We start from the raw sequence: 15699 nt of genomic DNA, 5'->3' as shown, positions 1-15699 counted from the left end.
CTACGCCACGCCGGCGTCTTCGCTGCGCATCCGCAGGCCCGGCTTCTCCAGCACGACGGTGGTGCGCGGCGGCACGCTGCGAGTGATCCAGACGCTCGAGCCGATCACGGCGCCCTCGCCGACCACCGTGTTGCCGCCGAGGATCGTGGCGTTGGCGTAGATCACCACGTTGTCTTCGATCGTCGGGTGGCGCTTGGTGTCGCGCACCAGGTCGCCGTTCTCGTCGGTCGCGAAGCTCAACGCCCCGAGCGTCACGCCCTGGTACAGCTTCACGTGCCGGCCGATCTGGCAGGTCTCGCCGATCACCACGCCGGTGCCGTGGTCGATGAAGAAGTGGTCGCCGATCGTGGCGCCGGGGTGGATATCGATGCCGGTGCGGCCGTGGGCCCACTCGGTCATCATCCGCGGGATGAACGGCACCCCCATGCGGTAGAGCAGGTTGGCGAGGCGGTAGACCGTGACCGCTTCGAGCCCCGGGTAGCAGAAGATCACCTCGTCGGCGCCGCGGCACGCGGGGTCGCCCACATAGGCGGCCTCGACGTCGGTGGCCAGCACCGCGCGTAGGTCGGGCAGCTTCTTGAGAAACTCGATCGTGGCGGCCTGGCCCAGCTTCTCGTAGTCACGCTCGTCGTCACAGTCGGCGTGCTGCTCGTGCCGCAGGGCGCGGCCGATCTGCTGGGTGAGCCGGTCGTGCAGCCGGTCGACCACCTCACCGATGTAGTAGGTGACGTTCCCGCGGTGCAGCCCCTCGCGTTGGCGGTAGCCCGGGAAGAGCACCTCCTGCAGGTCGCCGATGGCGGCCACTACTTCGGCGTGCTTCGGCAGCGGGCAGTGATCGAGGTGGTCGATCTTGCCGACCTGGTCGTAGGTCTGCACGAGCCGCTCGGTGAGCTCGGGGAGCTGATCTTTGAGCCGGAAGTCGGTGGCCATGCTTTCGCCTAACGAAAGGAAACGTTCAAAAAACTCAACCACCAAGGACACGAAGAAGTACCAAGAAAGGACGATGGAGGAACCATCGATCTTACATCCTACTCCTTTGTGCTTCTTAGCGTCCTTGGTGGTTATCGTCTTTGCGGTTGGTGCGTGCTTAGCGGTTCCCTCGGCTCGCGCCAGCGGCGCCAGCTTGATCTTAGGCGCTGCGGGCAGACCGGGCAATTTGACCTAGTTCATGGAGGGGTCGCTGGGCAGCCGATCGGGGGGGGTCTTGGGGAGCATGATCTTGAGTCCGATGCGCTTGGTGACGTCGGTCCACAGCGACTCCGCGGACGCGAAGACATCGCCCGCCAACGCGTCGGTCGTGAGCCATCCCCCTGCGGCCAGCTCGCTTTCGAGCTGGCCGGCGCCCCAGCCGGAGTTGCTCGAGTAGAGCCGGAACGGCTTGTCGTCTTGCCGCACCAGGGCGTCGATCTTCTCCCGCTCGATCGCCATAAACAGGCCCGGGAGCACCCGCTTTTCGGCGACCTGGGCGTCCGTGTGCAGGGCGATCAGCGGCCCCGGCACCGGCCCCCCGACGTAGATGGGCGCCTGCGAGTCGCAGGGGGGGGCCTCGATCGCCCGCCACACCTCCTGAACGGTGCGTCCGCTCGGCCGGTTCAGCACCACGCCCAACGCCCCGTCGGCCGTGTGCTCCAGTATCAGCACCACCGTCCGCAGGAAGTTTGGGTCCCGCAAGTGACGTGAAGCAACCAGCAGCTTTCCGGCGAGGAAGGAGGTCATCGCGCTGCGTCAGAGGTTAGGGGCCGTTTGCAACGGTTCGTTGGCCAGAGCGATGTCTGATGAACGTTAGGCTACGCGTCGCCTGCCGTCGAACGTCTATCGCTCCGTTCGCTCTTTGGTGATCTCGATCGCCTTGAGCAAGCCGCGGGCCTTGTTCAGGGTTTCTTCGTACTCGGCGGTCGGGTTGCTGTCCGCCACAAGGCCGGCGCCGGCTTGGATGTAGGCGACGCCATCCTTGATAACCATCGTCCTGAGCGCAATGCAGGTGTCCATGGCGCCGGTGAAGTCGATATAGCCTACCGCGCCGGCGTACGGGCCGCGGCGGTGGGGCTCCAATTCGTCGATGATCTCCATCGCACGCACCTTGGGGGCGCCAGAGACGGTCCCCGCCGGCAGGCAGGCGGCCAAGGCGTCGAACGCGTCTGCCTCGTCGCGCAGCTCGCCGGTGACGTTCGAGGTGATGTGCATCACGTGGCTGTAGCGTTCGATCGACATCACGTCGCTCAGCTCCACGGTCCCGTACTTGGCGACCCGTCCAACGTCGTTGCGGCCAAGGTCGACCAGCATCACGTGCTCGGCGCGTTCCTTGGGGTCGGCCAATAACTCGGCGGCGAGGCGGTCGTCTTCGGCCTCGTCGTGTCCGCGGGGCCTGGTGCCGGCCAGGGGGCGGACGGTGACCTTGCGGTCCGCCACGCGGACCATGATCTCTGGCGAGCTCCCGACTAGTGTACAGCTTGGGGTCCGCAGGAAGAACATAAACGGGCTGGGGTTCACCACCCGGAGCGTGCGGTAGACTTCCAGCGGCGACGCGGCCAACGGCGTTTGCAGACGTTGACTTAGCACAACCTGGAAGATATCGCCGGCGCGGATGTACTCAACGCACTTCCGCACCGCGGCCTCATACTCGGCCTGGGTAAAGTTGGACTGATACTGGGCGGTCGGGGCGCCAACTAAATTGACGTCGGCCATCGGCAGCGGCTCCTTCTCCGGAGGCGCCGAGAGCCGGTCGACCAGCCGGTCGACACGCGCAGCGGCGTCGTCGTACGCGGCCCTCAGGTCGGCGCCCTCCCCCACGCGCGCCAGGGCCACTACCACGGCCGTCTTCTGCACGTTGTCGAAAACCACCATGTGGTCGTAGAACGCGAACGCCAGATCGGGGAGCAACCGGTCGTCCTGCGGCGCGTTGGGAAGGTCTTCTACATAGCGCACGGTGTCGTAGCCGGCGTAACCGACCGCGCCCCCAACAAACGGCGGCAGGCCCGGCACGTGGGCCACCTTGACCGATGCAACCAGCTTGCGGAGCGCGTCGAGCGGGTTCTCGAATCGCTGGGTCTCGGTGCGTACCGGTTTGCTGGAAGGGGCCCCGCCGGCGACGTTGCCGAAGTGCCGCAGCACCACCTCTTCGCCGTGGGCCTCGAGCGTGAGATAGGGTTCACTGGCCAGAAAGCTGTATCGGCCGACCTTCTCTCCGCCGATCACGCTCTCAAACAGGCAAGCCGTCCCCCCCGTATCGAGCCGGTGGAACGCGGTGACCGGGGTCAGGCTATCGCTCAGCAGCCGGCGATAGACGGGCGCCGCATCGACCCCTGCCGCAAGCTTCTCGAAGGATTCGTAGTCAGGCAGGTGTGGCATGCGCGCAATCGGGGCGGAATCGGTCGGGACGGACCGCCAGCCCCCTGCATTTGGGGCGCGCTAGCGGTGGCCGTAGCGTGAGTAAACTTGCCGCACGATAGCAACCCCGCAGGCCGCCAACAACGCTCCGGCTCGGAACTCGTAACAATTTGCTGCGGAACGCTTTACGCGCATCAAACGAACTTGACACGCGGGGGGGCCCCGATAGAATCCCATCGACACCGCCGTGGCCGCCCGACGAAGGGGCCAGGCTGGCCGATTGCCGGTTCTCTGTGCAGCGACCGCCTCAACGCTGGCCCGATCGTCTTTCTGCCGCGTACACTTAAGAGACTGCCGACGCTGTGTCGGAGCGAGCGGGCCGACGCCCGCGGGGTTATCCGTCATGAAATGCCAGAAGTGCGATAAACCGGCCACGTTTCACATCACCGACATGGTGGATGGCGCCCCCAGCGAGGTCCACCTCTGCGAGGGGTGCGCCCAGGCGTTTCTGGCCCCGCCGGAGCAAGAAGCCCCCCACATGATGCCCGAGATGGCCGGCCTGCTTGCACAGGCGGTCGGCGAGACGGCCGAAGAGCTGGCGCGCCTCGACGAGCGGGTCTGCCCGATGTGCGGGATCAGCTTCCTCGAGTTCCGCAAGCAGGGGCGGCTCGGCTGCCCGCACGACTACGTATGCTTCGCCCGCGAGCTCGAGCCGCTGCTGGTGAGCATCCACGGCGAGACGCAGCACGTGGGCAAGGCGCCGCGTCGTTGCTCGGAGAACGCCGAACAGCGGACGCAGCTCATACGCCTGCGTCGCGAGATGAAGGAAGCGATCGCCCAAGAGCACTACGAACGAGCTTCGGAACTACGAGACAAGATCCGCGTCGTCGAAAAGACGCGTGAGACCCCCGCCAAGCCCTCCCTCAGCCAGGAATGAACCCGACGCCCGCCCCAACCGCCAAGAGCTTGGCGGTAGCGGACCGGCGACGCCGCCCCTATGGCATTCAACCTCGAAGAACTGGCGCCCAGCAGCGGCGAATGGCTCCGCGGCGCCGGTCCTGAGTCGGACATCGTCATCAGCAGTCGCGTGCGCCTGGCGCGTAATCTTGCGGACTTTCCGTTCATCGCGCGGGCGACCGAGTCGGACCGCGAAGAAATCGAGCGGCAGCTCCGCACACGCATCGAGACGCTGCAGAAGGAGAACGAGAAGTTCCCCTCCAGTTTGGCGTACGTCGACGTCGGCCGGCTCGAGGAGATCGACCGGCAGTTCCTGGTCGAGCGGCAACTCATCAGCCGCGAGCTGGCCGAAGGGGACGGCGCCCGGGCCGTGGTGATCGACCGCGGCGAGCAGTTCAGCGTGATGATCAATGAGGAAGACCACCTCCGCATCCAGGTGATGCACAGCGGGCTCGACCTCGAAACCGCCTGGGAACAGATCAACACGCTCGACGACCTGCTGGAAGAACAAATCACCTACGCCTGGAGCGACAAGCTGGGCTACCTGACCGCCTGTCCGACGAACGTCGGCACCGGGGTCCGCGTCAGCGTGATGCTCCACCTGCCGGCGCTGGTGATCACCAGGCAGGTGGACAAGGTGTTCCGCAGCCTGCAGAAGATCAACCTCGCGGTGCGCGGCCTGTACGGCGAAGGCTCGCAGGCGATGGGAGACTTCTACCAGATCTCCAACCAGGTGACCCTGGGCCAGAGCGAGCAAGAGCTGACCAAAAAGGTGGCCGACATCGTGCCGGTGCTGCTGGGGTACGAACGCAAGGCCCGCGACTTTCTGATGCAGGAGAGCCAGCAGACGCTGCACGACCGCGTGAGCCGCGCCTACGGCATCCTCCGCACCGCCCAGACCATCAGCAGCGAGGAGACGCTTCACCTGCTCTCGAGCGTGCGGATGGGGATCAACCTGGGACTAATCCGCGACGTCGAAATCCCCACGATCAACAAGCTGTTCATCCACACCCAACCGGCCCACCTACAGAAGATCGCCGGGATGGAGCTGGACACCTCCGACCGCAACATCGAACGGGCGAGTTACCTACGCCGGCATCTGGACGGCAACGGCGGGGCGTCGGCGGGGCACAACTGAGCAGCGGACGATCGCAAGATGCGCATCAAGATTGCTAAGGCGATCGGACTATTGATTGCCGCGGCGCTCATTTGGACTGTCGGGTGGCTAGCTGGCTACATGCAGGGCATGTTTGATGGAAAGATGAGCGAGTTCAACGGTCGTTTTACTTTCCAAGAATCGCTTGCTCTTTCGATCTTTCACAACGACCCTACTCTTCCGGCGCTGCAGATTGATCGGCATGGCGACGGGAATATCATCCTCCGGGGCAGGGTCAGCGAACAGCAGTTGACGCAATTGCGGACCGGGCTTGCCAGCGAGATCGGAGCGACTCGAGCTCGGCTTGCGGTAAGTGAAATCGAGGTCACGTCCGATTAGCGAGCGGAGTTTGCTTCACCACGCCGGGGTCGAGGACGACGCGGCTCACACGCATTGGTGATCTACTCCACTACGATCCCATCCAGCCCCGCTTCGGGCGCCGGGAACTGCGGGTCCATCCCCTCCAGCGTCTCGAGCAACAACTGGCTCACCACCAGGTTGCGGTACCATTTGCGGTCGCTTGGTACGATGTGCCACGGGGCGTCTTTCGTGTTGCACTTGGTCAGCGCGTCCTCGTACGCCTTCTGGTAGTCGTCCCACAGCAGCCGCTCGGCCAGGTCGGCGCGGCTGAATTTCCAGCGTTTGTGAGGCTCGTCGAGGCGAGATTGCAGGCGTTCGCGTTGTTCTTCTTTGCTGACGTGCAGGAAGCACTTCATCAGCGTCACGCCCCCTTCGACCAGCAGCTCTTCGAAGGCGTTGATCTTGTCGTAGCGCTTCCTCCACTCGTCCTCGGGCACCAGATTGTGGACGCGCACCACCAGCACGTCCTCGTAGTGCGAGCGGTTAAATACGCCGATGTTGCCCCGCCGCGGAACCGCGTTGTGGATACGCCACAAGAAGTCGTGGTCTAGTTCCGTTTCGCTCGGCTGCTTGAACGACTTGATCTGGAACGTCTGCGGGTTGATGCCGGTCATCACCACACGGATGGTTCCGTCCTTGCCCGCCGTGTCCATCCCCTGCAGCACCACCAGCAGGGCCCTGCGGTCCTCGGCGTACAGCTTGTACGCCAGCTCGCGGCTCTTGGCGGTGTTTTCTTCGATTTGCGCGGCGGCCGATTCCTTGTCCCAGTCCCCCTCCACGTGGCGGGGGTCAATCTTGTGGATGTCGGCGTCGCTGCCGGGCTTGAACGTGGTGGGGTGTGTCATGCAGACAGTCTGACAGAAGAACCGCCAAGAAGCCACGAGCGCCAAGCACGCCACAACGGATAGGGAACCGCCCAGGACGCCAAGGAAACAAACGACTAACCGCGTGACGGATCGGCTGGATCTACGGGATCAACCAAGCATTGATGCGAGAAAAATTCGTCGCAAGAACCCGTTTGGGCATTGGACGACACTTCGTGGTAGCCCTGTCGATCTAGCCGGCCCCATAATCCGGTTTCCCTTCAACTTTTTTTTTGCTCTTGGCGTCCTTGGCGGTTCACCCCGTCCCGTCTTGGCGCATCGTGGCGCTCTTGGCGTCTTGGCGGTTTCCTATTCCGCTTCGGCCCAAACCTCGACCCGGCCGTCGTCATCGACGCGGACATGCACCACGTTGGGGCAGCAGCAGACGGGGCAGTCTTCCACGTACTGTTGATCGTCGCCCGCCGAAAGATCGACCGGGACGACAATCTCCTCGCCGCAGGAGTCGCAGACGTAGGCGGCTTCGTCCTGCACGCCTTACACCATCGGCTCGGGGTGTCCCGAACCACGCTTCTTCCCTGCCGCCGGGGCGCGGAGCAGGCGGAAACCGATGTCGGAGCGGATGAAGCCGTACAGCGACGCTAAGATCAACGCCAGTAGCGCGATCACTTTCTTCTTGTCGTAGTCGTAGCCACGGAACACGTCTCCCACGCCTACTTCCGGCATGCTGGCCGGCGCGATCGGCAGGCCGTAGAGTTCTGCGAGTGTGATGATGTTGATCAGGTGGATGCAGGGGACGCCTTGGTTGATCATCCGCGGCATGACGCCGTCGATGTCGCCTAGCAGGCCCGGGGGGCGTCGGTTGAGGCCGGGGCTAAACAGCTTCTTGCCGACGCTGGTGCCGACCGAGACGGTGCCGCCGCCGACATTGATGTAGCAGGTGATGGGTCGTCCGCGGGCCGCCTCGCGGTAGATGTCGATCCGGTCGGTAACGCTTTCGGTGAAGCTGGGGGTCTCCAGCAGTCTGAGGCCGTTCTCTTTGATGGCCTCTCGGACCACCTTCTTCCCTTCTTCGGAGAGCCCCCCGCCGTTGTCGTCGAACCCGCCGAGCGACGCAGCGATCGACCTGGTCTTGAAGATGCCCGCGTCGAACAGCACACGCTCCATGTCGATCCATAGCAGGTCGGGCACGTTGGCGCCCCACTCGGAGGCGCTGGCGCTGGCGATCACCACCGGCTCCAGCCCCAGCGTTTCGATGGCGGCATACGTGCAGGCGTTCAAGGCAGGGAACGAGCCTGAGACCCCCAGCGCCACCACGTCGCCCCGCTGCACACCGGCGTTCTTGAGCATCTCAACCACGGCGCCGGCGAAGTTCGGGTTGATCGACGTCTGCTTGGCGCTGATCTCGCCGTGGACGCTGGTCACCACCGAGTTGGGTAGGCCCAGCAGGCCCGACTGGGCGATATCGGTCGCCGAGTCGATGGGGGGCCCAACCAGCACCCGCTGTGCACGGATCTTTTCCATCGCGTCTTCAGCCATCTGAGCGGCGATGGTCTTCTCTTGATAGAACGGCCGGTCGCCGAACACCTTGAGGCGTTCGACCATCACGAGGCCGATCACAGAGATGACGCCGATCAGCACGAGCGCGGTGCGTGAGACGGAGCGCGGCCGCCAATAGATTTTTTTCATAGGATTGCGTTGAGCTGGGCGCCGTAGATCAGGATGAGGATCAGTCGGACCACCACGGCGGCGCTGGCGAGCGCGCCAAGCGTTTCGACCAGCCCCTGGCGGTCGATCCAGATGGCCACCAATCCGGGGATGATGTAGCCGATTAGCTCGAAGCTGTCTTGCCCCGGGCCAAAGGTGTAAGCGAGCGATCCCAGCAGGTCGACCCGGCTGTTGGCGGCTTCCTCGCCGGCCGGGCCGGTGGTGAACATCGGCGAGACGCTCACCATAGACCAGCGGATCAGCGAGCCCATCAGGTACCCCACCAGGATCATCAGCACCGTGCGGCGGCGGCCGTAGATGATGATGAAGGTCGACAGCAGGTGGACGATGAAGTAGGTCGCCAGGGCGCAGACGATCGTCAGGGTGACGTCGATCGGCCGGTTGAGGTACACGGCAAAGTAGCCGGGCACGACCATGCCGCCGGCCGCCAGGCCGAACACCTCGGAGAAGAGCAGGCTTACGGCCAGCCCGATTCCAATGGAGACCGCGATTAACTCAGCCACGTTGATCCCCTTCGGGTTTTTCTAAGGTGTTAGGTTTTTGGTTTGCGTCGTCAGGAAACGAATGGTTGGTCGCGGTATCTGCCGCGTGTGCGTTCGCCTGCGCGGCTTTCGTCCCAACGGCTAATACCGAACGCCTAAAGCCCGTCACTTGAACATTCTCGTCGTGCTGCGGTTCGCGAAGTAGCGGACCACGTCGAGGCCGATGCCGCCGATGTTGGCCATGCCCATCACCAGTGCAGAACCGCCGGAGAGCTCGATGATCCGTTCGAAGATCTCGTCCGCCTTGCGGTCCTCGGCGAACACGAGCTTCAGCGAATCCATGCCCGCCTTGGCCGCGGCCCGCCCGAAGATGTACGTCCCGGTGCCGATCAGCACGTAGTAATCGGCCGCGGGCCAACTCATCACGGCTTTGCCGAGCTGCTCGGAACGGTCCGGCCGGTCTACGCGGCAATTGAAGACCGCGATCCGGCGGTAGACGTCGGGGTACCGCTCGAGCGCCATCTTCCAGATCCGCTCGGTCGACTCGGCGTCGTTCGCGGCGAACCCATTGACGAAGTTGATCTCCCGGCCGAAGAAGTTCATCTCGTGGGCGGTCATCGCCCCCGGGTCGGGCTTGGCCTGCCACATGCCCGCGAGCGCCGTGCCGCGGGCGACCCCCAGGTCGCCACAGACCCGCAGCGCCAGCGCCACGTTCTCTGCGTGCTCGACGTAGGGGAAGCCCGATAGGTCGAGCGGCGTGATGGCGGCCACGTCTTCTTCGGTCACAGCGATCAACTCGGTGCCGCGGTCGCGGCACGCCATGTCAAAAATATCGAGGTGGTCGCGTTCGGCGGTGTACAGCTTGCCGCCAACGGGTGTCATGCCGGCCAGGCACCTGGCGACGTCGCGCTCGCCCGGGCCCATCACGTCGAGGTGGTCCTCACGGGCGTTGGTAATCACGCCGTGGGTGGCGCGGACCAGCTTGTCCTCGCACAGCCAGTGCAGGTAGGGGATGAGCGCCATGCACTCCATCACCAACGCCTCAGAGCCGAAATCGACCGCCGTGTCGACAATGCGGATCTGCTCGATCACGTTGGCGCCGGCGGGGCGGAACACGGGGTACTCCGTGCCGTCCGGCAGGATCATCTGAGGCAGCGTGCCGGTGGTCTTGCAGCAGGTCCGCGTCCCGTGGTGGCGCATGCCAGCAGCGATCAGGCGGGCCACACTGCTCTTTCCCCGCGTGCCGGCGACGTGAACGCGGACCGGTATCTTCGCGAGGCGGGCGCGATGGCGCGCCAGCTCCACAATCCCGCTGCCTACGAGTAGGCCGGTGGTGGTGAGCAGCGCCGCGGTGCCAATCATGGGTATCGCCGCTAGGGGGCGGCGGCGGAGGTCTAGGGGACTTCGGGCGGAAAACCGTGTTACGCGAATGCGGGAAGATTAACGGTTTTCTATCGGCTGTCGAGGCCAAGTCAAAGAGGAATTCCCGAACCAACCCGGCGGGCCGAGCGGCAGCGGAGGCCGGCGCGCCCCGGCTGGGCGCCATCTCTGCTAGGAAATCGCAGGAGGGAACGCCCGAAGCGGTCGGGCGATCCTCGGCCATGCGGCGGAACTAGACGCCGAGAAAAAACCGCCATTTTTTCGCGAACCCCGCCACGCCGGGGGGGCTCTTACCAATTGCAAGGCGCAAAACCTTGCAGATTCACATAGACGGCCCCCAACGGCCGACTATAATTACTAGTAGAGGTCACGCGGACGACGCGTGACGGACTAGAGGGCCGGCCTGGGAGCGTCTCTGGCATTCACTCCACGGTCCGCCGTAACCTAGTTTCAAAAGGAGGTGGTCTTTGATTAATTGTCCATGTAGCCAGCGAGGTGGTCACGCCTGAGATGGCCGACGGGTCGCCCCAGGCGACCACCACCTGCTTCTGAGTTCCCGCCGAGCGGGGGCCGCTAGCAGCCTCCGCAACGCCTGATCTCAAAGCAAAACGATACCAGGGCCCGGCGTCTCCTTCGGGGGGCGTCGGGCCTTGTTTTATTTCGCCCGCGGCGCATTATCCTCTCGCGTGCCCAGCGAACGCGCCTCGCGACTCGGGGCGTCGTGCCTCCGTGCGAGCCGGGGCGTCCCCGCCCCCGGCGCGGCTCGCTTGATGCAGCCATCCCGTCTACCACTCCGGGGGCAGAGACGCCTCGGCTCACAAAGTCCATTCCATGAACGACGACCCTCTTGAACAGCAACAAGCCATGGTCGAGTCTTCGCTGGGGCTCGTGTTCCAAACGCTGGACGACGCGGTCGCAGAAGGGGTCAGCCAGCCCGTGGTGTGGTTGGTGGACTGCGAAGACGAGGTAGGGGGCGCCATCGCCCGGGGCTGGCTGGGGGACGAGGCCGTGGACGACGCCCTGGCCGAGGCCGACGAAGAAGACGCCACGTTGTTTGCGCGGGCGATCGCCTGGGACGACTGCCGCCGAGAGGCGCCCGAGGTCTTTCCGTACTTGGCCCCCGTGTTCGACCAGCCCCCGACGGAAGGGGTTCTGGTGATCGGCGTTACGGCGGGGGGCGCCTCGGCGTTGGTGGCGCCGCCGGACGCCCGCCCTTAGCGGTTGCCCCCGATCGGTCTGGTCGCCGGACCGTCGCTGGCTCGCCGTGTTGCTTGCAAGCAATGCGCGATACGATACAGCCCCCGCGACCCCACCCCCCAGAGCGACCCACCATGCCCTACCGAATCGTGCTGGCCCCCGGAGACGGGATTGGCCCGGAAGTCACCGCCGCCGCTCAACGCGTGATTGCCGCTACCGGAATTGAAATCGAGTGGTCGGAGCGTCAGATCGGCGCCGGCGCCTTCGAGACGCTCGGCTCGCCGCTGCCGGCCGAGACGCTCGAGGCGATCCGCGCCGCGGACGCGACGCTCAAGGGCCCAACGGCCACCGCTAGCGGCGGGGGGTACCGGAGCGTCAACGTCGAGCTCCGTCAAAAACTCCAGCTCTACGCCAACTACCGCCCGGCGCGATCGATGCCCGGCATCGTCAGCCGGTACGACAACGTCGACCTGATCGTCGTCCGCGAAAACACCGAGGGGCTCTACAGCGGCCTCGAGCACACGGTCGTGCCGGGCGTGGTTGAGAGCCTGCGAGTGATCACCCAGGTCGCGAGCGAACGGATCGCAAGGTTCGCCTTTGATACGGCGCGCCGGCAGGGGCGTGGGCGGGTTACCTGCGTCCACAAAGCCAACATCCTCAAGCTCAGCGACGGGCTGTTCCTCGACACCTGCCGGCAGGTGTCCGAGGAGTTCAAAGACATCGCGTTCGACGACTGCATCGTCGACGCCGCGGCGATGAAACTGGTGCTCGACCCCAAAAACTTCGACGTGCTGGTGATGGAGAACCTGTTCGGCGACATCCTCTCCGACCTAGCGAGCGGCCTGGTGGGGGGCCTGGGGGTCACCCCCAGCGCCAACATCGGCGCCCACGGCTCGGTGTTCGAGGCCGTGCACGGCACGGCGCCCGACATCGCCGGCAAGGGGCTGGCCAACCCCACCGCGATCATCCTCAGCGGCGTTCTGATGCTCCGCTACTTGGGCGAAAAACAAGCGGCGGACCGCATCGAGGAAGCGGTCCGCGGCGTGATCGGCGCCGCGGAGACCGTAACCGGCGACCTGGGGGGGTCGGCCGGCACGGACGAGTACACCGACGCGGTAATCGCTGCGATGACAAATAATTGAACAAAACAGGCGGCGGCGCCGCTCTTTGTCCATGGGGGCCGGCTGTCGGGCCCTAGCATGGCTCTCCGGCCCGGTCGCGTCTGAGGTGTGACCGCGAGTAGTTGGTGTTGGCGTCCGCGGGGTTCTATACTGATCCCCAAGGCGCGGTCTGCTTATCTACTGAGCCCGCCGGCTTACCTCCGGACCGATCCGTCATGCACGATCACAGAACATTGTTTGCGATCCTCTTGACGGTTGTTTGTTCTCTGCCGGTGAGGGCCTCCGCAGAAGCAGTGTTCGTCCAAACGCCAGACGGCGCGACGAGCACGGTTCGCGTCTCGCCGGTGAGCCCGGGTCAGCCGGTGCAGGTCGAGCCCGGACAGCCCGCCAAGGGGGGCGAGGCCAAGCCGGCCGAAGGAGAGGCGAACAAGCAGGAGACCAAAGAAGGAGAAGACGCCAAGAAGGAGGGGGATGAGAAGAAGGAAGAGGGCAAAGACGGCCCGGTCAAACGCCCCAGCAAGCCGCCCCGCACCCCCGACCCCCGCGAGTTCGACGTCAGACCGGACAAGACCGGCCGCGTGCAGTTCGGGTTTACCGGGCAGCCTTGGCCGGACGTGCTGCAGTGGCTGGCGAGCGTCAGCAACCTCAGCCTCGATTGGCAGGAGCTTCCTAGCGACTACCTGAACCTATCGACCCAACGGGCCTACACGATCGCGGAGTCGCGCGACCTGATCAACCGCCACCTGCAGGCCCGCGGCTACGGGCTCTTCTTGCAGGGGGAAGTGCTGAGCGTCTTCAAGCTCGACAAGATCGATCCCAGCTTTATCCCGCGTGTCGAAGAAGACGAGCTCTACGACCGCCAGCCGCACGACATCGTGAAGGTGTCGTTCGCCCTCCCGAAAGACCTAGAAGCAAAGCAGGTGGTCGAGGACCTCAAGCAGGTGCTCAGCCCAAACGCCAAGGTGCTGCCGCTCACGGCAACCGGGCGCGTGCTGGCGATCGACGCGGTCGCCAACCTGCGGATGGTCAGCGCGGTGCTGAACGACGAACGACTGGCCAACACCCCGCAACAGATCCCGCGACGGTTCGTGCTGAAGCACGCGCGTGCGGAGAAGGTGATCGACACCCTCTACGTGGTGCTGGGGCTCGACCCCGCGTCGCGGCCGTCGCAGATGGAGCTGCAGATCCAGCAGCAGAAGATGCAACTGATGACGCAGATGCAAGGCGCCGGCAAGGACGTGTCGAAGCTGCTCAACAAAGACGGCCCGCCCGTCTTCATCGCCTTCAACCGCAACGAGAACAGCGTTCTGGTGAACGCCCCGCGGGAACAGATGGAGATCGTTGAGCGCGCCATCGAGTACCTGGACGTCCCCCCCCCGGGATCGAGCCAGGGCAGTAGCGGGTCGCCCACCACGCGCACGGCAGAGACCTACCAACTGAAGACAATCGAACCAAAGACTTTGCAGACGACGCTCGAAGAGATCGGCGACCTCGATCCGCTCACCGAGCTGCGCGCCGATAACAAGGCGAAGATCCTCTTCGCGCGTGCGTCGCTGCACGACCACGCGACGATCGAGCGGATGATCTCGCAACTGGACGGCGCCCGTGAGCGGATCGAGGTGTTCTACATCCGACGCCGCCCGGTCGACGCGGTCGCCGGCACGGTGATGGCACTCATCGGGGGCCAAGAAGAAGAAAAAAAGAAGGACAACAACCGCAACGGGTACTTCTATTCGTGGTACGACCAACCCGAGGAAGAAGACACGCCCAAACCCACTCTGCGCGTCGACGCGGACATCGAGAACAACCGCTTGATCGTGCGCGGCGCCGACGAGCAGATCGAGCAGGTCCGAACCCTGCTGGTGAAGTTGGGCGAGATCCCCGGCGAAGGGTACGCAGCCAAACCGATGCAGGTGCTCGATCCGATCGGCGCCGAGGCGACCGACGAGCTGCTCGAGAAGCTCCGCGCCCTGTGGCCGTCGGTCGGCGGAGGGGTAGAGCTGAAGATCGACGACCAGTCCGTGGCCGAACCGAAGCCCGCGGCGGCGCCGGCAGAAGAGCCGCCCCCCGTTGAGACGCCGCCGGCCGACCGATCGACCGACAAACGCCGCGTCCCGGCACGGGTTGTTTCCGAGGCGACCAGGTCCGAGGTGGCCACGGCCGCCGAGCCCCCTGCCGTAACCATCACGGTGACCCCAGACGGCCGGATCGTGCTCACGGGGTCCGACCCCGACTCGGTCGCTAAGCTAGAAGAACTGGTCGGTTCGCTGGCGCCGCAGGAAGAGCGGTTCAAGATTTTCCAGGTCGATCATGTCTCTGCCTTTTCGGTCTGGTTGAACCTGACGGAGTTTTTCGAGGAGGACATGTCCGACGGAGGCAATCAGTACTACGACTACTGGAGCGACACGTGGCGCCGGGAAGGGGGCGAACAGCCGGCGATGCGGCTTTCCAAACGCCCCAAGCTGCGGCTTATCTACGACACCGCCACCAACACTATCTTGGCCGCAAACGCGTCGGCGGGGCAACTCGCCGAGATCGAGCGGCTCATCAAGGCCTACGACATCCCCGCGCCAGACGACTCGGTGAAGAGCCGACGCACGGCGACGATCAAGATCCGCTACTCGCAGGCGGGGACGATCGCCGCGGCGCTTAAGGAAGTGTACCGCGACCTGCTGAGCTCGCGCGACAAAGAGTTCGACGACGCCGACCAGAAGGCGGGCAGCGCCAAGGAGACCACCACCGTCATCCGCTACGGCGGCGGGGGCGCCGATTCCGACGACTCAAAAAAGAAATCGGCGCCGGTCAAGGTAGGCTTCCAAGGCGCCCTGTCCGTGGGGGTCGACGAGATCTCCAACGTCATCATCGTCTCGGCGCAGGAAGAGCTGTTCGACGGGATCGTTGACATGATCCAGTTGCTCGACAGCGAAGCAAAGCCCAACAACGCCGTACAGGTACGGCAGATCTCGGGCGCCGTTCAGCCCGAATCGTTGCAAAAGGCCCTGGCCGACGCGCTGGGCACCCCTTGGATCGGCGGCAAGCCCCAACAGGCAGAATCGGGTGAAGACAGGGGGAGGGACAACGGCAATTCGCGGCGTGATCGCGACCGGGGCGACCGCGGAGGAGACCGCCGCCGCGGCAATGACTAGCTGTCCCCGCCACCCCGTTTAGCC

General features: G+C 64.8%; 14 protein-coding genes. 6 read left to right on the top strand and 8 right to left on the bottom strand.

Annotated elements, in window-relative coordinates; all coding sequences use genetic code 11:
• The 3 genes from epsC to trpE form a co-directional block, all read right to left on the bottom strand.
• Positions 1 to 930, bottom strand: coding sequence for a serine O-acetyltransferase EpsC (epsC, locus tag Pla175_RS04810; protein WP_145281626.1), 930 nt, complete (start codon positions 928 to 930; stop codon positions 1 to 3).
• A 231-nt stretch (positions 931 to 1161) separates the two neighbouring features.
• Positions 1162 to 1716: a YqgE/AlgH family protein gene (locus Pla175_RS04805; protein WP_145281624.1), complete on the bottom strand. Its 555-nt coding sequence runs from the start codon at positions 1714 to 1716 to the stop codon at positions 1162 to 1164.
• Between the two features lie 96 nt (positions 1717 to 1812).
• Complete coding sequence (trpE, locus tag Pla175_RS04800; protein ID WP_145281621.1) at positions 1813 to 3348, bottom strand: anthranilate synthase component I; 1536 nt, start codon at positions 3346 to 3348, stop codon at positions 1813 to 1815.
• 382 nt (positions 3349 to 3730) lie between these two features.
• On the opposite strand from trpE, the gene Pla175_RS04795 reads away from it, so the two are divergent.
• From Pla175_RS04795 to Pla175_RS04785, 3 genes are read left to right on the top strand one after another with little or no spacing between them, the layout of a single operon-like run.
• A complete protein-coding gene (locus Pla175_RS04795) occupies positions 3731 to 4264 on the top strand; it encodes a UvrB/UvrC motif-containing protein (RefSeq protein ID WP_145281619.1) in 534 nt (177 codons plus the stop codon).
• 60 nt (positions 4265 to 4324) lie between these two features.
• Positions 4325 to 5422: a protein arginine kinase gene (locus Pla175_RS04790; protein ID WP_145281617.1), complete on the top strand. Its 1098-nt coding sequence runs from the start codon at positions 4325 to 4327 to the stop codon at positions 5420 to 5422.
• Positions 5423 to 5440: 18 nt separating this feature from the next.
• Complete coding sequence (locus tag Pla175_RS04785; RefSeq protein ID WP_145281615.1) at positions 5441 to 5779, top strand: hypothetical protein; 339 nt, start codon at positions 5441 to 5443, stop codon at positions 5777 to 5779.
• Between the two features lie 62 nt (positions 5780 to 5841).
• Here the strand turns inward: Pla175_RS04785 and Pla175_RS04780 are convergent, their stop codons facing one another.
• From Pla175_RS04780 to pgsB, 5 genes are all read right to left on the bottom strand, one after another.
• Positions 5842 to 6645, bottom strand: a complete 804-nt coding sequence (locus Pla175_RS04780) for a polyphosphate kinase 2 family protein (RefSeq protein ID WP_145281613.1) — start codon at positions 6643 to 6645, stop codon at positions 5842 to 5844.
• A gap of 327 nt (positions 6646 to 6972) precedes the next feature.
• On the bottom strand, positions 6973 to 7155 hold the full coding sequence (locus Pla175_RS04775) for a CPXCG motif-containing cysteine-rich protein (protein WP_145281611.1): 183 nt from the start codon (positions 7153 to 7155) through the stop codon (positions 6973 to 6975).
• A gap of 3 nt (positions 7156 to 7158) precedes the next feature.
• Complete coding sequence (gene pgsW, locus Pla175_RS04770) at positions 7159 to 8310, bottom strand: poly-gamma-glutamate system protein (RefSeq protein ID WP_145281609.1); 1152 nt, start codon at positions 8308 to 8310, stop codon at positions 7159 to 7161.
• On the bottom strand, positions 8307 to 8852 hold the full coding sequence (gene pgsC / locus Pla175_RS04765; protein WP_197527271.1) for a poly-gamma-glutamate biosynthesis protein PgsC: 546 nt from the start codon (positions 8850 to 8852) through the stop codon (positions 8307 to 8309). The genes pgsW and pgsC overlap by 4 nt, the downstream gene beginning before the upstream one ends.
• 144 nt (positions 8853 to 8996) lie before the next feature.
• Positions 8997 to 10193, bottom strand: coding sequence for a poly-gamma-glutamate synthase PgsB (pgsB, locus tag Pla175_RS04760; protein WP_145281605.1), 1197 nt, complete (start codon positions 10191 to 10193; stop codon positions 8997 to 8999).
• Positions 10194 to 11042: 849 nt separating this feature from the next.
• Between pgsB and Pla175_RS04755 the strand changes: the two genes are divergently transcribed.
• The 3 genes from Pla175_RS04755 (at position 11043) to Pla175_RS04745 (ending at position 15675) form a co-directional block, all read left to right on the top strand.
• Positions 11043 to 11429, top strand: a complete 387-nt coding sequence (locus tag Pla175_RS04755; protein ID WP_145281602.1) for a hypothetical protein — start codon at positions 11043 to 11045, stop codon at positions 11427 to 11429.
• A 113-nt stretch (positions 11430 to 11542) separates the two neighbouring features.
• A complete protein-coding gene (locus Pla175_RS04750) occupies positions 11543 to 12550 on the top strand; it encodes an isocitrate/isopropylmalate dehydrogenase family protein (protein WP_145281600.1) in 1008 nt (335 codons plus the stop codon).
• 194 nt (positions 12551 to 12744) lie between these two features.
• Positions 12745 to 15675 (top strand): secretin N-terminal domain-containing protein, encoded by a 2931-nt coding sequence (locus tag Pla175_RS04745; protein ID WP_145281598.1) that lies wholly within the window; start codon positions 12745 to 12747, stop codon positions 15673 to 15675.
• The last annotated feature ends 24 nt before the right edge of the window (positions 15676 to 15699 follow it).

The organism is Pirellulimonas nuda (assembly GCF_007750855.1).
Lineage (GTDB): Bacteria > Planctomycetota > Planctomycetia > Pirellulales > Lacipirellulaceae > Pirellulimonas > Pirellulimonas nuda.
Note: the sequence above shows the minus strand (reverse complement) of the source record. Positions and strands in the feature narration are given on the sequence as shown.

Bases quoted from the DNA above. Each gene is read 5' to 3' on its own strand.
- trpE (WP_145281621.1), bottom strand. From the start codon at position 3,348: ATGCCACACCTGCCTGACTACGAATCCTTCGAGAAGCTTGCGGCAGGG.
- Pla175_RS04750 (WP_145281600.1), top strand. From the start codon at position 11,543: ATGCCCTACCGAATCGTGCTGGCCCCCGGAGACGGGATTGGCCCGGAA.
- Pla175_RS04780 (WP_145281613.1), bottom strand. From the start codon at position 6,645: ATGACACACCCCACCACGTTCAAGCCCGGCAGCGACGCCGACATCCAC.
- Pla175_RS04790 (WP_145281617.1), top strand. From the start codon at position 4,325: ATGGCATTCAACCTCGAAGAACTGGCGCCCAGCAGCGGCGAATGGCTC.
- Pla175_RS04795 (WP_145281619.1), top strand. From the start codon at position 3,731: ATGAAATGCCAGAAGTGCGATAAACCGGCCACGTTTCACATCACCGAC.
- pgsW (WP_145281609.1), bottom strand. From the start codon at position 8,310: ATGAAAAAAATCTATTGGCGGCCGCGCTCCGTCTCACGCACCGCGCTC.
- Pla175_RS04745 (WP_145281598.1), top strand. From the start codon at position 12,745: ATGCACGATCACAGAACATTGTTTGCGATCCTCTTGACGGTTGTTTGT.
- pgsB (WP_145281605.1), bottom strand. From the start codon at position 10,193: ATGATTGGCACCGCGGCGCTGCTCACCACCACCGGCCTACTCGTAGGC.
- epsC (WP_145281626.1), bottom strand. From the start codon at position 930: ATGGCCACCGACTTCCGGCTCAAAGATCAGCTCCCCGAGCTCACCGAG.
- Pla175_RS04785 (WP_145281615.1), top strand. From the start codon at position 5,441: ATGCGCATCAAGATTGCTAAGGCGATCGGACTATTGATTGCCGCGGCG.
- Pla175_RS04805 (WP_145281624.1), bottom strand. From the start codon at position 1,716: ATGACCTCCTTCCTCGCCGGAAAGCTGCTGGTTGCTTCACGTCACTTG.
- Pla175_RS04755 (WP_145281602.1), top strand. From the start codon at position 11,043: ATGAACGACGACCCTCTTGAACAGCAACAAGCCATGGTCGAGTCTTCG.